This window comes from Leptospira yasudae, from assembly GCF_003545925.1.
Classification (GTDB): Bacteria; Spirochaetota; Leptospiria; order Leptospirales; family Leptospiraceae; genus Leptospira; species Leptospira yasudae.
The window spans coordinates 449,615-463,909 of sequence record NZ_QHCU01000002.1 but is presented as its reverse complement, the minus strand read 5'-3'; the positions used below and the strand labels follow the sequence as shown (position 1 = coordinate 463,909).

The window sequence follows — 14,295 nt, the reverse complement described above, 5'->3', positions numbered from 1 at the left end:
TCAATCCTTATTATAAACCCGCTCCGAAGAATCGGATCTAATTTTCGGATCGGAATTTGCCCGGAATCCGCAGCAAAAACCCATTGCAAGAGACTTTGAATTCTGCATCCTGACAACCAGATATGAAAATTCTATTCTCTATCCTTACGGTTTTCTTTTTGCAAAACGCATTGTTTGCTCAGACGGGAAACGTTTCGAACGACTCGTATGTACTCGGTGATTTTAAACAAGAAGCGGTTTTAACCGCTTATTCCAATCCGGGAGAATCCAGAGTTCATTATCTACGAAAAGACGTTTTGGAAAAACTTCTGGAACTCTTTCAAGCGTATCAAAGGGAAAATCCGGAAGAAAAACAGAAGCCCTTTATCGTTTCCGCATTCCGTTCGTTTAAGGATCAAAAAGGAATCTGGGAAGAAAAGTATTCCGGTAAACGAAAAATGCGCGAACCCGTTAAAGGGAAAACTCCTCAGGAAATCATTTCGCTAATCTTGGAATTTTCCAGCGCTCCCGGAACTTCCAGACATCACTGGGGAACGGACATCGACCTAAACGCATTAGAAAATTCTTATTTTGAAAAGGGCGGACGCGGAGAAAAATTCTATCTTTGGATGACGAAGAACGCGAAACGTTTCGGATTCTGTCAGCCTTATTCTCCGAAAACTTCCCGCGGAAACAAAGGATACAACGAAGAAAAATGGCACTGGTCGTATGCGCCCGTTGCAAACCAACTTCAAAACGACTGGGTTCGTTTATTCAAAGAGGGAAAGATTCAGTTCAAAGGAAAATTCTTAGGCGGAGAATTTTTGGAGAATCTTCCGTTGGAATACGTGACTTCCGTAAATCCGGAATGCGGATCGATCCGCTGATCGAAAGGAAATTCGAACTCGAACCGATTCTCTTCGGTTTACGCGGGATTTTGATAAACGTCCCACATCGTTTTAAGAAGGGTTTTCGCTTCGCTGAATTCCGGCTTCCACTGAAGCAGTTCGCGAGCCATAGCGGAAGAAGCCAATAATTTGGCCGGATCGCCCGCCCTTCTTCCCGAAATCTTATGAGGAATCGGTTTTCCGACCACTTCCTCTGCAAGACGAATGACCTCCAAAACCGAATATCCCGTTTCGGAACCCAAATTTACGGTCAGCGATTTTTTTTCGGAATCGAGATATTCGAGACTCAATACGTGAGCTTTTGCTAAATCGCTTACGTGAATGTAATCGCGCACACAGCTTCCGTCCGGAGTTTCGTAATCGGTTCCGAAAACTTCGAAATCCTTTCTCATACCCACCGCCGCTTCCATAATGATCGGTAAAAGATTGGCCGGAGTTCTTTCCAAACCGCGCAATCTTCCCTTAGGATCATAGCCGGCTGCATTAAAATAACGTAATGCGGCAAAACGGAAACCCTTGAGAGTTTCGAACCACTTTAGGTTTTCTTCGATCGCGAGTTTCGTATAACCGTAATAGTTTTCTGGATGAAGAGGATGTTTTTCGTCGACCGGAAGATATTTCGGAGAACCGTAAACCGCCGCGGAAGAAGAGAAAATAAACTTCTTCGTTCCGGCTTTCTCCATAAACGTAAGAAGTTTGATCGTCCCGTTGATGTTGTTCAACGCGTATTTGGAAGGATCGGTCATCGATTCGCCCGCCGCTTTCCAAGCAGCGAAGTGAAACACTGCGTCGATCGGTTTTGCGAACGCCTTTTCCAAGATGGAATCGTCCTGGATATTCCCCTGAATCAATTCGACTCCGGGAAACAGATTGGCCTTGTTTCCCTTTTCGAGATTATCCACGATCAACAGATCGTATTTCTTTTCAAGAAGCTGGGCTACTACATGGCTGCCGATATAACCGGCGCCACCCGTGACAAGAATTCTCACCTGTGATCCGTTACTCCCCGATCGCTATCCCTAAAGAATTTTATAATATACTTAACTTGATCGATCAGATTTCCGGAAGCCTCGAGTTCGTCCAAAGCCTTTCTTGTGGTAAAACCGGAATGATAGATGATTTTATACGCGTGTTTGATCGCGTTCCGAACATCGGGAGAAAACCCCGCCCGTTTCATGCCTACGCTGTTCAAACCGACGACCGTACTCGGGTTTCCGTCGACGGTGGAATACGGAGGAACGTCCTGAACGACCTTCGCAAGACCTGCCACCATCGCGTAATCACCCACAAAGCAGAACTGATGAACCGCTGCCAAACCGGAGATAAACGCAAAGCTTCCCAAAGTCACGTGACCAGCAAGCACACAACCGTGCGTTAGGATGTTATTGTTTCCGAGTATACAATCGTGACCGACGTGCGTGTTCCCCATAAAATAATTTTTATTACCGATTACGGTGGGAGAATCCTCTTTGGTTCCCTTATGAATGTTGGAGTATTCGCGAAAAATATTATTGTCGCCGATGATCGTCTTAGTCAATAATTGCTGATTGAATCCCAGATCCTGAGGCATTACGCCGATAACGGCGCCTTGGTGAAAACGATTGAATTTTCCGATCTCGGAACCCGCACAAATTTTCACGTGGTTTTCGATGATCGTTCCTTCTTGAATGGAAACGTGTCCTTCGATAATGGAATAAGGACCGACCTCGACGGATTCGTGCAATTCGGCTCTAGGGTCGATAATCGCAGTCGGATGTATTTTCATTTAGACCTCACTTCGGTTCTAAAATACAAAAATCGACTCGGCTTTTTTGTTCAAGCTTTTAAAGATTTCTTGAACAAGTGTAAACTTCGTTGAAAAATTGCATTTCTTTACCCGAAAAAAATAAATTTGGAGCGAGGTCGCGACATGCTTGTGGACTGGAACAGACTGGATTCTCTGAAACAGGGAGACGATGAGGAAGAAGCCGCATGGTTGAAAGAAATGGTGGAATCTCTCCTCACAAATATGGAAGTTCGAGTCAAAAACATCGTTCGTTTTACCGAGGAAAAAAAAGATGCGGAGCTTCAAGCGGAGCTACATCAGACCAAAGGAGTTTCCGCTAATTTCGGCTTGGAAGATTTGAGAGCGTTAGTCACCGAAGCGGAACAGCTTTTGAAAACCGCGGATTCGAATTCTTCGTATGCTCTGAGTTTGAAAACTCCCGCGCTTTGGGAACAAACCAAAAACGAACTCAAAAAGAAATTCGGGATTCAATAGAATTTCATTTCGATTTAAAAAGAAAGAATCCATGAAGAATTTCGCCTTCTTCGTTTTAATCGCGCTCCTTCTCTACGATTGCAGCCATGACACAAAACTCATCCGAGCCATTAAAGAAAGAAATTTAGAAGAAGCGCGATCCTTACTTCGCCGAGGTGAAAACGTAAACGCAATCGGAGAATGCTACAACGCTCTGAGCGTCGCCGTGATGAACGGAAACCCAGATTTCATCGAACTTCTACTTTCCAGCGGTTCCGATCCGAACGTCCGCAACTACGAATGTTTCAAACCGATTCCTTACGGAAGAAGCGTTCCTATCGGGCGTGATACGGCGCTCATCTATTCGACCGACTTGAATATTACGAAAATGTTAATCGGATACGGAGCCGATCCGAATATTCTGGATATTCACGGAGATTCCGCTTTAAAGAAGGCGATTCTCCGGGGTTTGGACGATATTACGGGATATTTGATTTCCAAAGGCGCGAACGTAAATCTTTTCAACAAAGATGGAAAGAACATTCATCTGGAAGCGTTGAAGACTCTTCAAGACAGCAAACCCAACATATACGAACGGATTCTCAATTTGTTGACGAACGCCAACGCGAAGGATTTGGATCTGAATACGATTCCAAGCGATTCTTCGATTCATGATCGGTATCGCCATTCCGTTTGCGGAAACTCGACGAAGATGGAAAAGAATCTCGCGGAAACGATCACAAAACGTCCTCAGTTGTTTTCTCCACAGACCTATTGCGCTTCCGAACGAGCGTTTTCTCATTTCAGCGAATTTTCCTGGGAAGACAATGGCCAGAACATGATGCACTGGTATATCAAACGACTGAAGGATGTGAAGACCTCTCCCACTCCTGCGCCGAAAACACAACCTCAAACACATTCAAACTATTGAATACAACGCGTGAGCGGGCCGTAAGGCGCGAAGCGTTCTCGAAGAGAACGAGCGGGTATCCGCGAGCCTGGAGGCACGCGACCCGAGCGTAAGCGAAGGGGCACGCCCAAATAAAAAAGGCGATCCTGAATTTTCAAGATCGCCTTTTAAACCGAAATCAAATTTAAACTAAAGAATGTCCGCTAACTTGGAACGAAACTAAATCCTTATTTTTAACAATCCAATTCGATCTCGTTGAGATTATTTCCCCGACTTCCGTTTCACGAAATAAGAATCCACGTCGTCCGTAATCGGACGAATCGCTTCCTCGTATTTCAAAATCGATTGAACCGCTTTTTCATAGATGCTCATAAGCAACGCTTGAGCCGCGTCGCACATCTGTTCTTTTCTGAATTCCTCGACGTGAAGAGTTTCGGTGATGGAACCGTCCGGATTGAACGGCAGCGAAGCGAGAAGATTGGAGATCACGATCTTGTCGTCACCCGCAACGTGCGAAGGATCGTAGATCACCGGAAGAATCGTCTGATTCTTTACGTGAGTGATCACGTTCAAGTCCGGAGTGTTTCTGCAGTAGCCTTCTTTGATGAAAAGGGTTTTCACCCCTCTTTCACAAAGAACTATATTCAAATTTCCTTGATTCGCGATGTATTCCGCAGCGGAAAACCATTCCACCGCTTCGTTTCCGAAACCGCGTTTTAAGATCACGGGCTTTCCGGTTCTTCCCACGGCTTCGAGAAGTTCGAAGTCCTGCGCGTTTCTCGTTCCGATCTGAATCATGTCGGCGTGTTTTGCGACTTCTTCCGCCATGGTATGATCCATCACTTCGGTCACGTACGGAAGACCGGTTTCGGCCTTGACCTTATCCATCATCTCGATTCCTTCCCAACCGAGACCTCTCCAGTCGGTAGGACGAGTGCGGGGTTTGAACGCTCCTCCGCGGAAAATGATTCTATCTAAGATATTGTATTTCTTTCCGATCTCGACCGCTTGTTTTGCGATCGTCAAAGTCTGCTCGTATGTTTGCGGGGAATCGGGTCCAACGATGAAGATATGCTTCCCCGTTCCGAACTTCCGAACGAGTCCGTCCGGTCCTTTGACTTCCACGATTCTTGTGGCTCTGTGAACCACTTCTCCGTTTTTCCCTGCGGCCGTTTTTGCGATGTTTTTATATGGAATGGACACGTTCCAGATTTTTGCGACCCCCGGGAGTTCTTTGACATAGCCTTCTTTTTCGGAAATTTTGCGGGTATCGCCTATGAAATGAATCGTATCCGATACCGCCGCGCCGCGGATGATTTCGGTTTGATTCCCGCATTCTTTTGCCAGTTCTTTGATTTTGTTCTCCGTTTCCGGATGGCCTTTTTCTAACTCAACTATGTCCACACTTCACTCCAAACGGGAGATTCTCCCTTAGTTTACAAGCTTCTATTGTTCCGATTATCGTCAAGAAATCATCAGAAACTATGATCTTTCCCGGGAAACTCTCCGGATTTTACTTCTTTGTTATAATTTCCCACAGCGTCCTTTACGACCGAATGCAGATTGGAAAACTTCTTCAAAAACTTGGGTTGGAAATTCGGATCCGTCCCGAGAAGGTCGTTTAATACGAGAACCTGCCCGTCGCAATCCGGCCCCGCTCCGATCCCGATGGTCGGAACCCCGACTTCTTCGCTTACCTTTTTTCCAAGATCGGCCGGAATCAATTCCAGAACCATGGAGAACGCTCCCGCTTCCGAAAGCGCGACCGCTTCGCGGAGAAGCTTCGCACTCGATTCTTCCCCTTTGCCCTGAATCCGATGACCGCCGAAAACGTGAACGCTCTGCGGGGTTAACCCGAGATGTCCCATCACCGGAACCCCGATCTGCTTGAGAATGGCGACTAACTCGCAGATGAAATCCGATCCGCCTTCTATTTTGACGGCGTCACAATCGGTTTCCTTCATCATTCTTCCGGCGGAACGAATCCCGTCTTCGATCGAAGTTTGATAACTTAAAAAAGGAAGATCCGCCACGATGAACTTATCGGGTGCGCCGCGGCGAACCGCTTTCGTATGATAGATCATTTCCTCCAGCGTGACCGGAAGAGTACTCGAATTTCCCTGAATCACCATTCCGAGAGAATCTCCTACGAGAATCGAATCCACTTCCGTTTCGTTGAGAATTCTCGCGAAACTGAAATCGTAACACGTAACGACGGAAATTTTTTCTTTCCCTTTCTTTTCCGGAGAAAAGACCTTATGTACGTTTTTCATATTCGCCTCCCGTAAAGTGTTCGTACAGCGAACCTTCGCCCATCGTTTCCAAAATCTCGCGGATAAACGGACGAGTAAACAGAGAATGATGCGGAAGATGCAAACCTTTGCTGTGCATCTTCACAACGTCGAAAGTCAAAATATCGATATCGATTTCTCTCGGCCCCTTATCTTGCACCCGAACTCTTCCCATTTCCTTTTCGATCCGAAGCGTGACTTCTAAAAGTTCCTCGGGAGAAAACGTAGTTTCGATTTTCAAGATCTGATTGAGAAAGTCCGGTTGATCCGTAACTTCCAAAGCCGCCGTGTTCAACGGTTCCGATTCTTTTATGACTTCGATTCCGATCGTGTTCTTCAATTTGCGAACGGCGATCTTTAAAAACTCGGCGCGGTTTCCGAGATTGGATCCTAAAGAAAGAAACGCTTCTTTCATCCTCTTCCTCCGGATTCCGAAAGTTTCAACCGATAATCGGCGCATTCCAAATGAACTTCTTCCGTCATTTCCCTAAGTCTGGAATAAATTCTTCCTTCCGCTTTGTCTTTCCATTCCGCGGGAGAAGTGTTCGATGTGAGAATCGTGAGTTTTTCCTGCTCGTATCTAGCATCGATGAGGTCGTACAATTTCGAATTCGACCAATCGGATTCTTTTTGAACTCCGAAATCGTCTAACACTAATACTTCGACTTCCGCAAACAGCGTTTCGATCGTCTTTTCCATTCCGTGCGTCTCGGAATCTTTTTGATACGTTTCTCTTAGTGTATTGAGAAAGTCGCGGTTGATCTTAGCGTATTTGCAGTTTATTTTATAACGAAAGATCAATTCGTTTAATATAATGCAGGCGAGAAGCGTTTTTCCCGTTCCCGGTCCGCCCCAAAGATACAAGCCGTGCGGTTTAAAACCGGGATCGTTCCATTTATGGACGAGATCGTGCGCCCAGTTGTGAGCGATCGTAAAAGAAATTCCCACCGCAGCGCTATGATCGGTTTGATCCAAGGTTCTATATCGATATTTGGGAGGAATTCCAGATTTTTTGAATATAGTTTCAAGATGACCGAGTTCCATTCTCGCGTTGTGACAAACGCAGGGAATCATCTTGCCGAGGCTTTCGTCGTAAACTCTCCAAGGAGGTTTGCCTTGGCAGGGACAATTCTCGGAAATACAATGACAGATCGTAAGAACGCCCGAACTGGTGCCGGGAACGTTCTCCGTAAGCGAAAAACCCACTCCCCCGCACTGAGGACAGTTGGGAGCGCCTTCTTGAACCGGAGTGTATTTTTTGAGAATCATAGGACTAATTCCAGTTTTTTCACCAAAAGGCTGAAGGAAAACCTTTTATAAAAGAAGAATCTGCTGGAAAAATGTGGGGATTAAAAGAAAGTAGGAACGTGCTTTTTCGGTGCGGAATTCCGACCAAAAAAGAAAAAGTTTCCTCCCAAATCGAGAAAAACGACTCTTATGTCGCTTATTTGGAAGAAAGCGGAAAAAAAATTCGTTCTTAGTTTATATCTCGGATTCGAAGTCCGATAGTTATACAGGAGAGAAGGCACAGGATGTACCTTTTCCCTAATACCATTGAAAGAGAAGTAAAAGGTGTGAGCATTATGAAGGTGATGAAAAGCATATTCATTCTTCTGGCCGTGCTGGGACTCAACCTGTCTGTTTTAGCTCAGCAAAACAATCAGGGCGGTAATCAGCAAGCCAATGAAGCTGTAGAAAAAATTGACGAGCTGTTAAAAGGCGAGTTGGTTCCCGAAGACGATGACAAGAACCTCACGGAAGAGCAGAAACGTCGTAAAAAAGCAATCCAGGAACAAGAAGCTCTGTGGAAGAACCCTGATTTTAAGGGCTATGACAAGAATTTCCAAGAACTCCACCAGCTCTCCAAGGCATTCGCTAACAACAAATTTAGATTGGCATTATCAAACTACCAATCGGGCGTAAACACGGTTCTCAAAATGAGAGAATCTGTTGAACAATACCGCAAAGAAGAAGCGGAAAAGAAGCGTCTCGATGAAAAGTGGTACTGGCAAAAAGTAGACCGCAAAGCAAGAGAAGACCGTGTCGTTTCCCGCGAAAAACTCGTTGCGAAACAACAAGCTCTGAACTATTTCACTAAGGCGATCAACCACTTAGATGAAATTAAAAACCCAGACTTGAGAGAAAGACCAGAGTTTAAAAGACTCCTTTCCGATACTTACAGATCTTGGATTCTCACTGAGTATGATTTACAAAATCTTCCACAGTGTATCCCCATCCTCGAACTCTACATCGAAATCGATGAGAATGAGAAGGAATATCCTGCTCACAAGTATCTGGCAAGTTGCTACGCTTTCGAAGAGAACATGATTAAGAAATACGGCGGAGCATCCGAAGATCAGATGTTCAAATACCGTTACAAGAAAAACGTTCACCTTCTGAGAGCGACCGAGCTGAAATACGGAAAAGATTCTCCGGAATACAAACACATCGTAAACCTTGTGAACAAGGATGAAGTGATTTCCGTAAGACCGTAATCAACTCTCTTTCAATCGAAATGGAAACAAGACCCTGTCGGAAACGACGGGGTTTTTTTTATTGGATGAATCAAAATTCCGTAATCTTCGTTTAACGTTTTTATCCTATTGTTACGAAATAAATCGCAAAGCTTATCCCTAAAACGCGTTATATCCCTTTAAGGTCAAAAATCAGACAGAAAGATTATTTTTTAATCGGTAATTTCTTTCATGATTTCATTGACAAATGTGAGACCTTTCTTTTACATTCTCACAAATTACAACTGTAAGAGGATTTTAATGAAAAAAATGGCTATTTTGGCTCTGATTATGGGCCTTATGATTTCTATGAACAACTGTACCAGCACTCGTGGAACGAACAGCATTGCAGGAGCAAAAATTAGCTCTTTCCTTGATATCCGCGCTCTAAATAGAAAAGACTACAAAGTTATCGGAAACGTAAAAGGCGAAGCGTCTTTCACTAGAACTCGCACTCTTTTCTTCCCTACTTATTCTTTCGGAACTCCTTACTTAGGCACTGACAAAAGAGATTCAGGATCTGTATCCGGATATCCTTCTTTCATCGTTCCTTTTAGCCCAATTGATTACGCAAAAGACCAAGCTATCTACAATGCTTTGGAAAAACTGGACGGAGCAGATGCAATCCTCCAACCTCGTTTTAAAACTAAATGTGAAGACTATAGCTTCATCTTAATTTACAACGAAGAAAAGTGCACTGTAACTGTGATCGGTAAAGCGATTTCTATTAATGAAGGCTAAGATTCTCGGTTTACTCATTGCACTTTTTGCAGTGGGCGCCTGTACAACAGGCTCTTCCTCAACTCATGGAAATGGTTACCAATACAGTGCTGGTAGTTATTATGTGATTCAGGAAGCAAAAATCGATTACACAGATGCAGAAAAAAACAGTAGTGCAGGTTCATTTTCTAAAAACCCACTTAGGATTTATTTAGATCTTGTTTTAGCTCCGCTTAATTTAGTCTACTATGCTTTCACAGATGAAACAATTTTTGGAACCTACAGTAATAGTTCTGACAATGTTTCTCTCGAAGAAGAAAGTTCGGCTCAACAATATTTCGAGTTTAAAACATCTCTACTTAAAAATGATCCAGAAGCTACATTAGTAAATGCAGAAGACGGAACGAAAGTTGACGCATCATTGCCTGTTAGAATATATCTTGATCTGGTAATTTTTCCGATTAACATCGTTGTTTATTTCGTATCAGATGATACTCTTTTTGGAAGCCTAAGCGCTTTCGGTGTAGCCGAAAGAGCAAGATCAAACAGAGCAGAACTAGCACGAGACGTATTAACAACAGCTACCGTCAAAAAGCAAATTGCATCCTCAGATAGAATCAGCAATTTCTTAGACATTACTAACGTTTCCAATTTTTTACTTTCCTTATGGGGATCTGGAAAAGGTAAGGCAGACGTTGGGGCTTTTGAGACAAAACCTTACTTCACTTCTGACAAAATCATGAATCGTTTCGACGCAGAGACATTCGGCCAGTTATTGACCGACGCGAATCTAGTGTTGGATGATTTGGATCTACCTGCTGAAGACGTTGAGGAACTGAAGCAAAATGGATATTTGGATTTCGTCGAAGACGATGCTAAGTCCATTCCGACTTTTGAGGCAGCTCCTGTAAAAGGTAAGAAAAAGTAAGAATCTAATTCTTATTTCTCTTTTTATTTAAACCCTGTCGGAAACGACGGGGTTTTTTATTTCCTCTCCAAGCTACGTTCTCAAAAATCACCTCTCGCAATTTTACCTTTTCTTGTATCGGAATCTGATCGACTAAATCGACGTTATCTGCTATTTTTTTCCGTTAAACGAGGTCCACTATGCTGCTACCAGAAAAGATACTCATTATCGCAGGCGTTCTGAACTTGGCTTACGGAAGCCTTACAGGATTCCCTTACGCGCTCGCAAGAAAGAAGGCGGAATTTCCTTCGCGTTATTTGCAGGCCGCACATATCGGTTCTTTGATGCAAGGAGCGATGCTTTTGGGACTTGTGGTTGCGTTTCGTTATTCTAATTTCTCCGAAACGCTTGCTTTGATCGGGGCCTCACTCTTTGCGATCTCTTCCTTTTTCTTAGCGCTCAAAGACACGGCCAATTGGCTTCAAGGAATCAAGGACGAATTTCAGGAAAACCCTATATTAGGAAAAGCTTTAGGAGCGATCGGTGTCATCACCAATTTAGCCGCAATCATTGTGATCGTCTATGGAGTATTGTTGACTTAATTTTTTATTCTCCATAACACCCGAAACTTTGCACCGAAAGGCGCTAGATACCATACATAAAAATTTCGGAAAATATTTCCAATAATGCGTTAACGAACGACCTTAAAATCGATTTTCGATTTTAGAATTCCGTTGATGTGAATTTCCAACGTATGCTTACCCGGAACGTGCTTTCGGGTGGTCATCTGTTTAAAGGATTGTTTCTTTTCGTAAGAAACGGATTCTTTCGGCTGAAAGGTTCTTTCCTCGATCTGAAAAACCTTTCTCGAAGTTTTACCGGATTCTTTTGCGTATTGAATCTTGTATTCGATACGAAGGCGACTCGGCTTTGCATCTAAAGATTGAACTTTAAATCCGAAAAAAAGATCTCCTCCGATTTTAACGGTTTGAGACTTCAGTTTTAAGTTTAGAATTTTTGCATTTATCTTAAAACCGAAACCGAAAATTCTCATTGCCTTCGGATTTCCTTCTTTTAAAAGACCGCGTAACGCGTGCTTTAAAAGCGCATCTCGTTCTTCCGAAAAACCAACCCACTTTTCCGCGATATTCAGGACCAGTTCGGGATGGTCTTTAGAAATATCGTTCAAATGATTCGCAACACTTCTGCGAACGACTTCGTCAACGTCGTCTTTTAGATTTTCAAGAATGGAAAGAGTTTTTTGTGGCTCTTGTTTTAAACCGGGAATTCCCATTCCCCAAGGAAGGCGGGGCCTACTTCCCTCGGATGCCAAACGTCGAACGTCGGCGTTCTCATGCAAAGACCAATCCAGCATCTGATTCCATGCCTGTTCCGGATGTCGGATTAAAAAAGGACGGATCGAAAATTCGCAGGAGATCAACTTCGTAATTCTCTCAAAGGCGATCATGGATTCGTTCGGATAATCGATCCCGAGAATTTCAACAGTATCTCCTAAAAAAATCGTAAGAAAAACTTCCTTCCCTTCAAACTTCTTTTGAAGGGAATCCGTGATTTTGAGCAAAGGCTTTAGAGTTTTCGGAAACGGTTTCGGCAATTCTTCCGTCAATGTCTCCGCAATTCTTCGGATTCTTTGTTTAAGTTCGAGTTGTTTCCAATCTTTTTGCTTGAATCGTTTGATCCATTCTTCCGAGGAAACGGAAGAAATTTCTTTCGAAAAGGAATCGGCGATTTTACGCAATACGGTTTCCGTATACAAATCTTTGAGTAGCTCAGCCATTGAAGAAGTTACACCTTGTCCAATATTTTAATAACATCGGTTTTAATTGTTCCGACAAACAATTTGGAAAAAAGAAACTTGCGAGTTTTATCAAATGTCTTTCTGGTCCTCAAAATCTTGTTAGAACAAGTTGATTCTTTGATTTCAGTATTTTTCGTTTCGACAAATCGCTTTCGATAAAGCCCGATCTCCGCGATTCCGATACATCACTTTCCAGTAAAATCCGATTTCAAGATTTCCTATAAACCTCAGCCAAACAAGAATTTGATTTTTATAGTTCAGAGGAAAATCGAACCGAAAGAGCAGCGATCTTCAAATCTCCCAATACAATAGAACCTCTCTGTTTCCGTCGCGGCCTTCGATCGGAGACCATTTTAAACCGAGAATTTTCCCGCCGATTTCTTTCTTTAGATGCTCGCAAATCGAACGAACGATCCGAATTCGAATTTTTGGATCTCGTAAAACCCCTTTTACAAGATCCTTTTCATCCGCTTCAAATTGCGGCTTAATCAAAGTAACACATTCTAATTTTGGAATATTTTTTTCTTCCCGAAATCTTCGAATCACCGGAAAAACGGACCGCAGTGAAATAAAACTCAGATCCATTACGATTGCAATCGAATCCGAATTCGGAACTTGAAACCGATTTGTTTCCCATTCGATTTCAAAAGAAGATAAATTTTTTAGATGAAAACGATCCTTCACGATCACCGAAGAATGATTTCTTAACTTCTCGGCAAGTTGACCGTAACCTACGTCGCAGGCAAAAACCTTCCAAGCCCCCTGTTCCAAAAGAACTTGCGTGAACCCGCCGGTCGAAGCGCCCAAATCGATGCAAAGTTTTCCGTTTACCCGGAACGGAAACGTTTCGAAGGCTTTTAATAATTTATAGGCGCCTCGGCTTACATAACGCGGTATAACGTTTAAAATTCGGATTTCGGAATCTTCCGAAAATTTTAATCCGACTTTCGTAATCTTTTGCTCGTTTACCAACACGGACCCGGAAAGAATCAGACTTCTTGCGATTTCAATCGAGTCGGCAAATCCCCGATCGAAAAGAAGAATATCCAGTCTAATTTTTTCTTTGCCCAATGTAAACCGGAAGCTCCCGGAAAAATATTCTTTCCTCGTCCGTGGATGCGAAACCGGAAGCAATCGAAACAAGATTGTCTTGAAGTTCTTCCGTCATTTTCTTACAACGATCCATACCGAATAACGCAGGATAGGTGATCTTGCCGGATCGCTGATCTTTTCCGGGCGTTTTTCCTAAAGATTCCTGAGTTCCTTCCACATCCAGGATATCATCCGTGATCTGAAAAAGAAGCCCCAAATCCTCTCCGTATTTCAATAAGGATTCTTCTCTTTGTTTCCAATCGTTTCGAAGCCGATTCCCCAGAAGCAAAGAAGCCTTGATTAAGGCGCCGGTCTTCAATCGATGAGTCAACTGAACCATCGAAATCAGATCCTGTTCACTATTCAAATTATGAGTTTTCCCGTTTTCCCGCTCCATTTGAAGATCGTAGATTTGCCCCGAAACCATTCCGGGAGCGCCGGAACCTGCATGCAAAATTTCTAATAAATCTCGATGCAAAGATAGATCTCCATTCTCCCCTTGAACAAACGATAATAAATAAAATGCGAAAGAATTCAGAGCGTCTCCCGCCAAAATCGCGGTCGCTTCGGAAAATTTTTTGTGAAGGGTCGGCAGTCCCCTCCTAAAATCGTCGTTGTCCATACTTGGAAGATCGTCGTGAATCAAAGAATACGTATGAATGCATTCGAGGGAAGATCCGAGATACAAGGCATTGCGGGTTTCATTCTTAAGTCCGCCTGCGGCGGCCAAGGCCAACACCGGTCGAAGACGTTTTCCTCCGGCTACGAGGCTATATTTCATCGCTTCGAAAAGTTCGGGTGCGGATTGTTTTGCAAGCGCGGAGAGTGTTTGAGAATCTAAAAAATTCTCAAAAGCAACCCGATAAGAATGGAATATTTCAGAAAAGGCAGATTGACTCACTCTGCCTCCAACTTGA

16 protein-coding genes are annotated in these 14,295 nt (G+C 43.5%); 7 read left to right on the top strand and 9 right to left on the bottom strand.

Features of this window, described 5'->3' with window-relative positions; genetic code table 11:
* Nucleotides 1-122 precede the first annotated feature (122 nt).
* Nucleotides 123-866 carry a M15 family metallopeptidase gene (locus DLM76_RS07440; RefSeq protein ID WP_118964807.1) on the top strand — a complete coding sequence of 248 codons (744 nt, stop codon included), beginning with the start codon at nucleotides 123-125 and terminating at the stop codon, nucleotides 864-866.
* Nucleotides 867-904: 38 nt separating this feature from the next.
* Here the strand turns inward: DLM76_RS07440 and galE are convergent, their stop codons facing one another.
* Nucleotides 905-1,876: a UDP-glucose 4-epimerase GalE gene (gene galE, locus DLM76_RS07435; protein ID WP_118964806.1), complete on the bottom strand. Its 972-nt coding sequence runs from the start codon at nucleotides 1,874-1,876 to the stop codon at nucleotides 905-907.
* A complete protein-coding gene (gene lpxA / locus DLM76_RS07430) occupies nucleotides 1,873-2,652 on the bottom strand; it encodes an acyl-ACP--UDP-N-acetylglucosamine O-acyltransferase (RefSeq protein ID WP_118954202.1) in 780 nt (259 codons plus the stop codon). The genes galE and lpxA overlap by 4 nt, the downstream gene beginning before the upstream one ends.
* A gap of 144 nt (nucleotides 2,653-2,796) precedes the next feature.
* Between lpxA and DLM76_RS07425 the strand changes: the two genes are divergently transcribed.
* Together DLM76_RS07425 and DLM76_RS07420 are read left to right on the top strand one after the other, a co-directional pair.
* Nucleotides 2,797-3,147, top strand: a complete 351-nt coding sequence (locus DLM76_RS07425; RefSeq protein ID WP_118954203.1) for an Hpt domain-containing protein — start codon at nucleotides 2,797-2,799, stop codon at nucleotides 3,145-3,147.
* A 31-nt stretch (nucleotides 3,148-3,178) separates the two neighbouring features.
* Nucleotides 3,179-4,057, top strand: a complete 879-nt coding sequence (locus tag DLM76_RS07420) for an ankyrin repeat domain-containing protein (RefSeq protein WP_118964805.1) — start codon at nucleotides 3,179-3,181, stop codon at nucleotides 4,055-4,057.
* A 240-nt stretch (nucleotides 4,058-4,297) separates the two neighbouring features.
* On the opposite strand, the gene DLM76_RS07415 is transcribed toward DLM76_RS07420, so the two are convergent.
* The 4 genes from DLM76_RS07415 to zapE form a co-directional block, all read right to left on the bottom strand.
* Nucleotides 4,298-5,440, bottom strand: coding sequence for an N-acetylneuraminate synthase family protein (locus DLM76_RS07415; protein WP_118954205.1), 1,143 nt, complete (start codon nucleotides 5,438-5,440; stop codon nucleotides 4,298-4,300).
* A 71-nt stretch (nucleotides 5,441-5,511) separates the two neighbouring features.
* Nucleotides 5,512-6,309, bottom strand: coding sequence for a 3-methyl-2-oxobutanoate hydroxymethyltransferase (gene panB, locus DLM76_RS07410; RefSeq protein ID WP_118954206.1), 798 nt, complete (start codon nucleotides 6,307-6,309; stop codon nucleotides 5,512-5,514).
* On the bottom strand, nucleotides 6,293-6,742 hold the full coding sequence (folK, locus tag DLM76_RS07405) for a 2-amino-4-hydroxy-6-hydroxymethyldihydropteridine diphosphokinase (protein ID WP_118954207.1): 450 nt from the start codon (nucleotides 6,740-6,742) through the stop codon (nucleotides 6,293-6,295). The genes panB and folK overlap by 17 nt, the downstream gene beginning before the upstream one ends.
* Nucleotides 6,739-7,596 (bottom strand): AFG1/ZapE family ATPase, encoded by an 858-nt coding sequence (gene zapE, locus DLM76_RS07400; RefSeq protein WP_004766621.1) that lies wholly within the window; start codon nucleotides 7,594-7,596, stop codon nucleotides 6,739-6,741. The genes folK and zapE overlap by 4 nt, the downstream gene beginning before the upstream one ends.
* Before the next feature lie 314 nt (nucleotides 7,597-7,910).
* On the opposite strand from zapE, the gene fcpA reads away from it, so the two are divergent.
* From fcpA to DLM76_RS07375, 4 genes are all read left to right on the top strand, one after another.
* On the top strand, nucleotides 7,911-8,822 hold the full coding sequence (fcpA, locus tag DLM76_RS07390) for a flagellar coiling protein FcpA (RefSeq protein ID WP_026131228.1): 912 nt from the start codon (nucleotides 7,911-7,913) through the stop codon (nucleotides 8,820-8,822).
* 279 nt (nucleotides 8,823-9,101) lie between these two features.
* Nucleotides 9,102-9,581 carry a hypothetical protein gene (locus DLM76_RS07385; protein ID WP_118964958.1) on the top strand — a complete coding sequence of 160 codons (480 nt, stop codon included), beginning with the start codon at nucleotides 9,102-9,104 and terminating at the stop codon, nucleotides 9,579-9,581.
* Nucleotides 9,571-10,488, top strand: a complete 918-nt coding sequence (locus tag DLM76_RS07380; RefSeq protein WP_118964804.1) for a hypothetical protein — start codon at nucleotides 9,571-9,573, stop codon at nucleotides 10,486-10,488. Before DLM76_RS07385 ends, DLM76_RS07380 begins: the two co-directional genes overlap by 11 nt.
* Before the next feature lie 179 nt (nucleotides 10,489-10,667).
* Entirely contained in the window at nucleotides 10,668-11,069 is a 402-nt protein-coding gene (locus DLM76_RS07375) for a styrene oxide isomerase (RefSeq protein ID WP_118954208.1), read from the top strand.
* Between the two features lie 89 nt (nucleotides 11,070-11,158).
* Here the strand turns inward: DLM76_RS07375 and DLM76_RS07370 are convergent, their stop codons facing one another.
* From DLM76_RS07370 to DLM76_RS07360, 3 genes are all read right to left on the bottom strand, one after another.
* Complete coding sequence (locus tag DLM76_RS07370; RefSeq protein ID WP_118964803.1) at nucleotides 11,159-12,265, bottom strand: DNA alkylation repair protein; 1,107 nt, start codon at nucleotides 12,263-12,265, stop codon at nucleotides 11,159-11,161.
* A 312-nt stretch (nucleotides 12,266-12,577) separates the two neighbouring features.
* Entirely contained in the window at nucleotides 12,578-13,357 is a 780-nt protein-coding gene (locus DLM76_RS07365) for a TlyA family RNA methyltransferase (protein WP_118964802.1), read from the bottom strand.
* On the bottom strand, nucleotides 13,338-14,279 hold the full coding sequence (locus DLM76_RS07360) for a polyprenyl synthetase family protein (RefSeq protein WP_118964801.1): 942 nt from the start codon (nucleotides 14,277-14,279) through the stop codon (nucleotides 13,338-13,340). Before DLM76_RS07360 ends, DLM76_RS07365 begins: the two co-directional genes overlap by 20 nt.
* Nucleotides 14,280-14,295 lie beyond the last annotated feature (16 nt).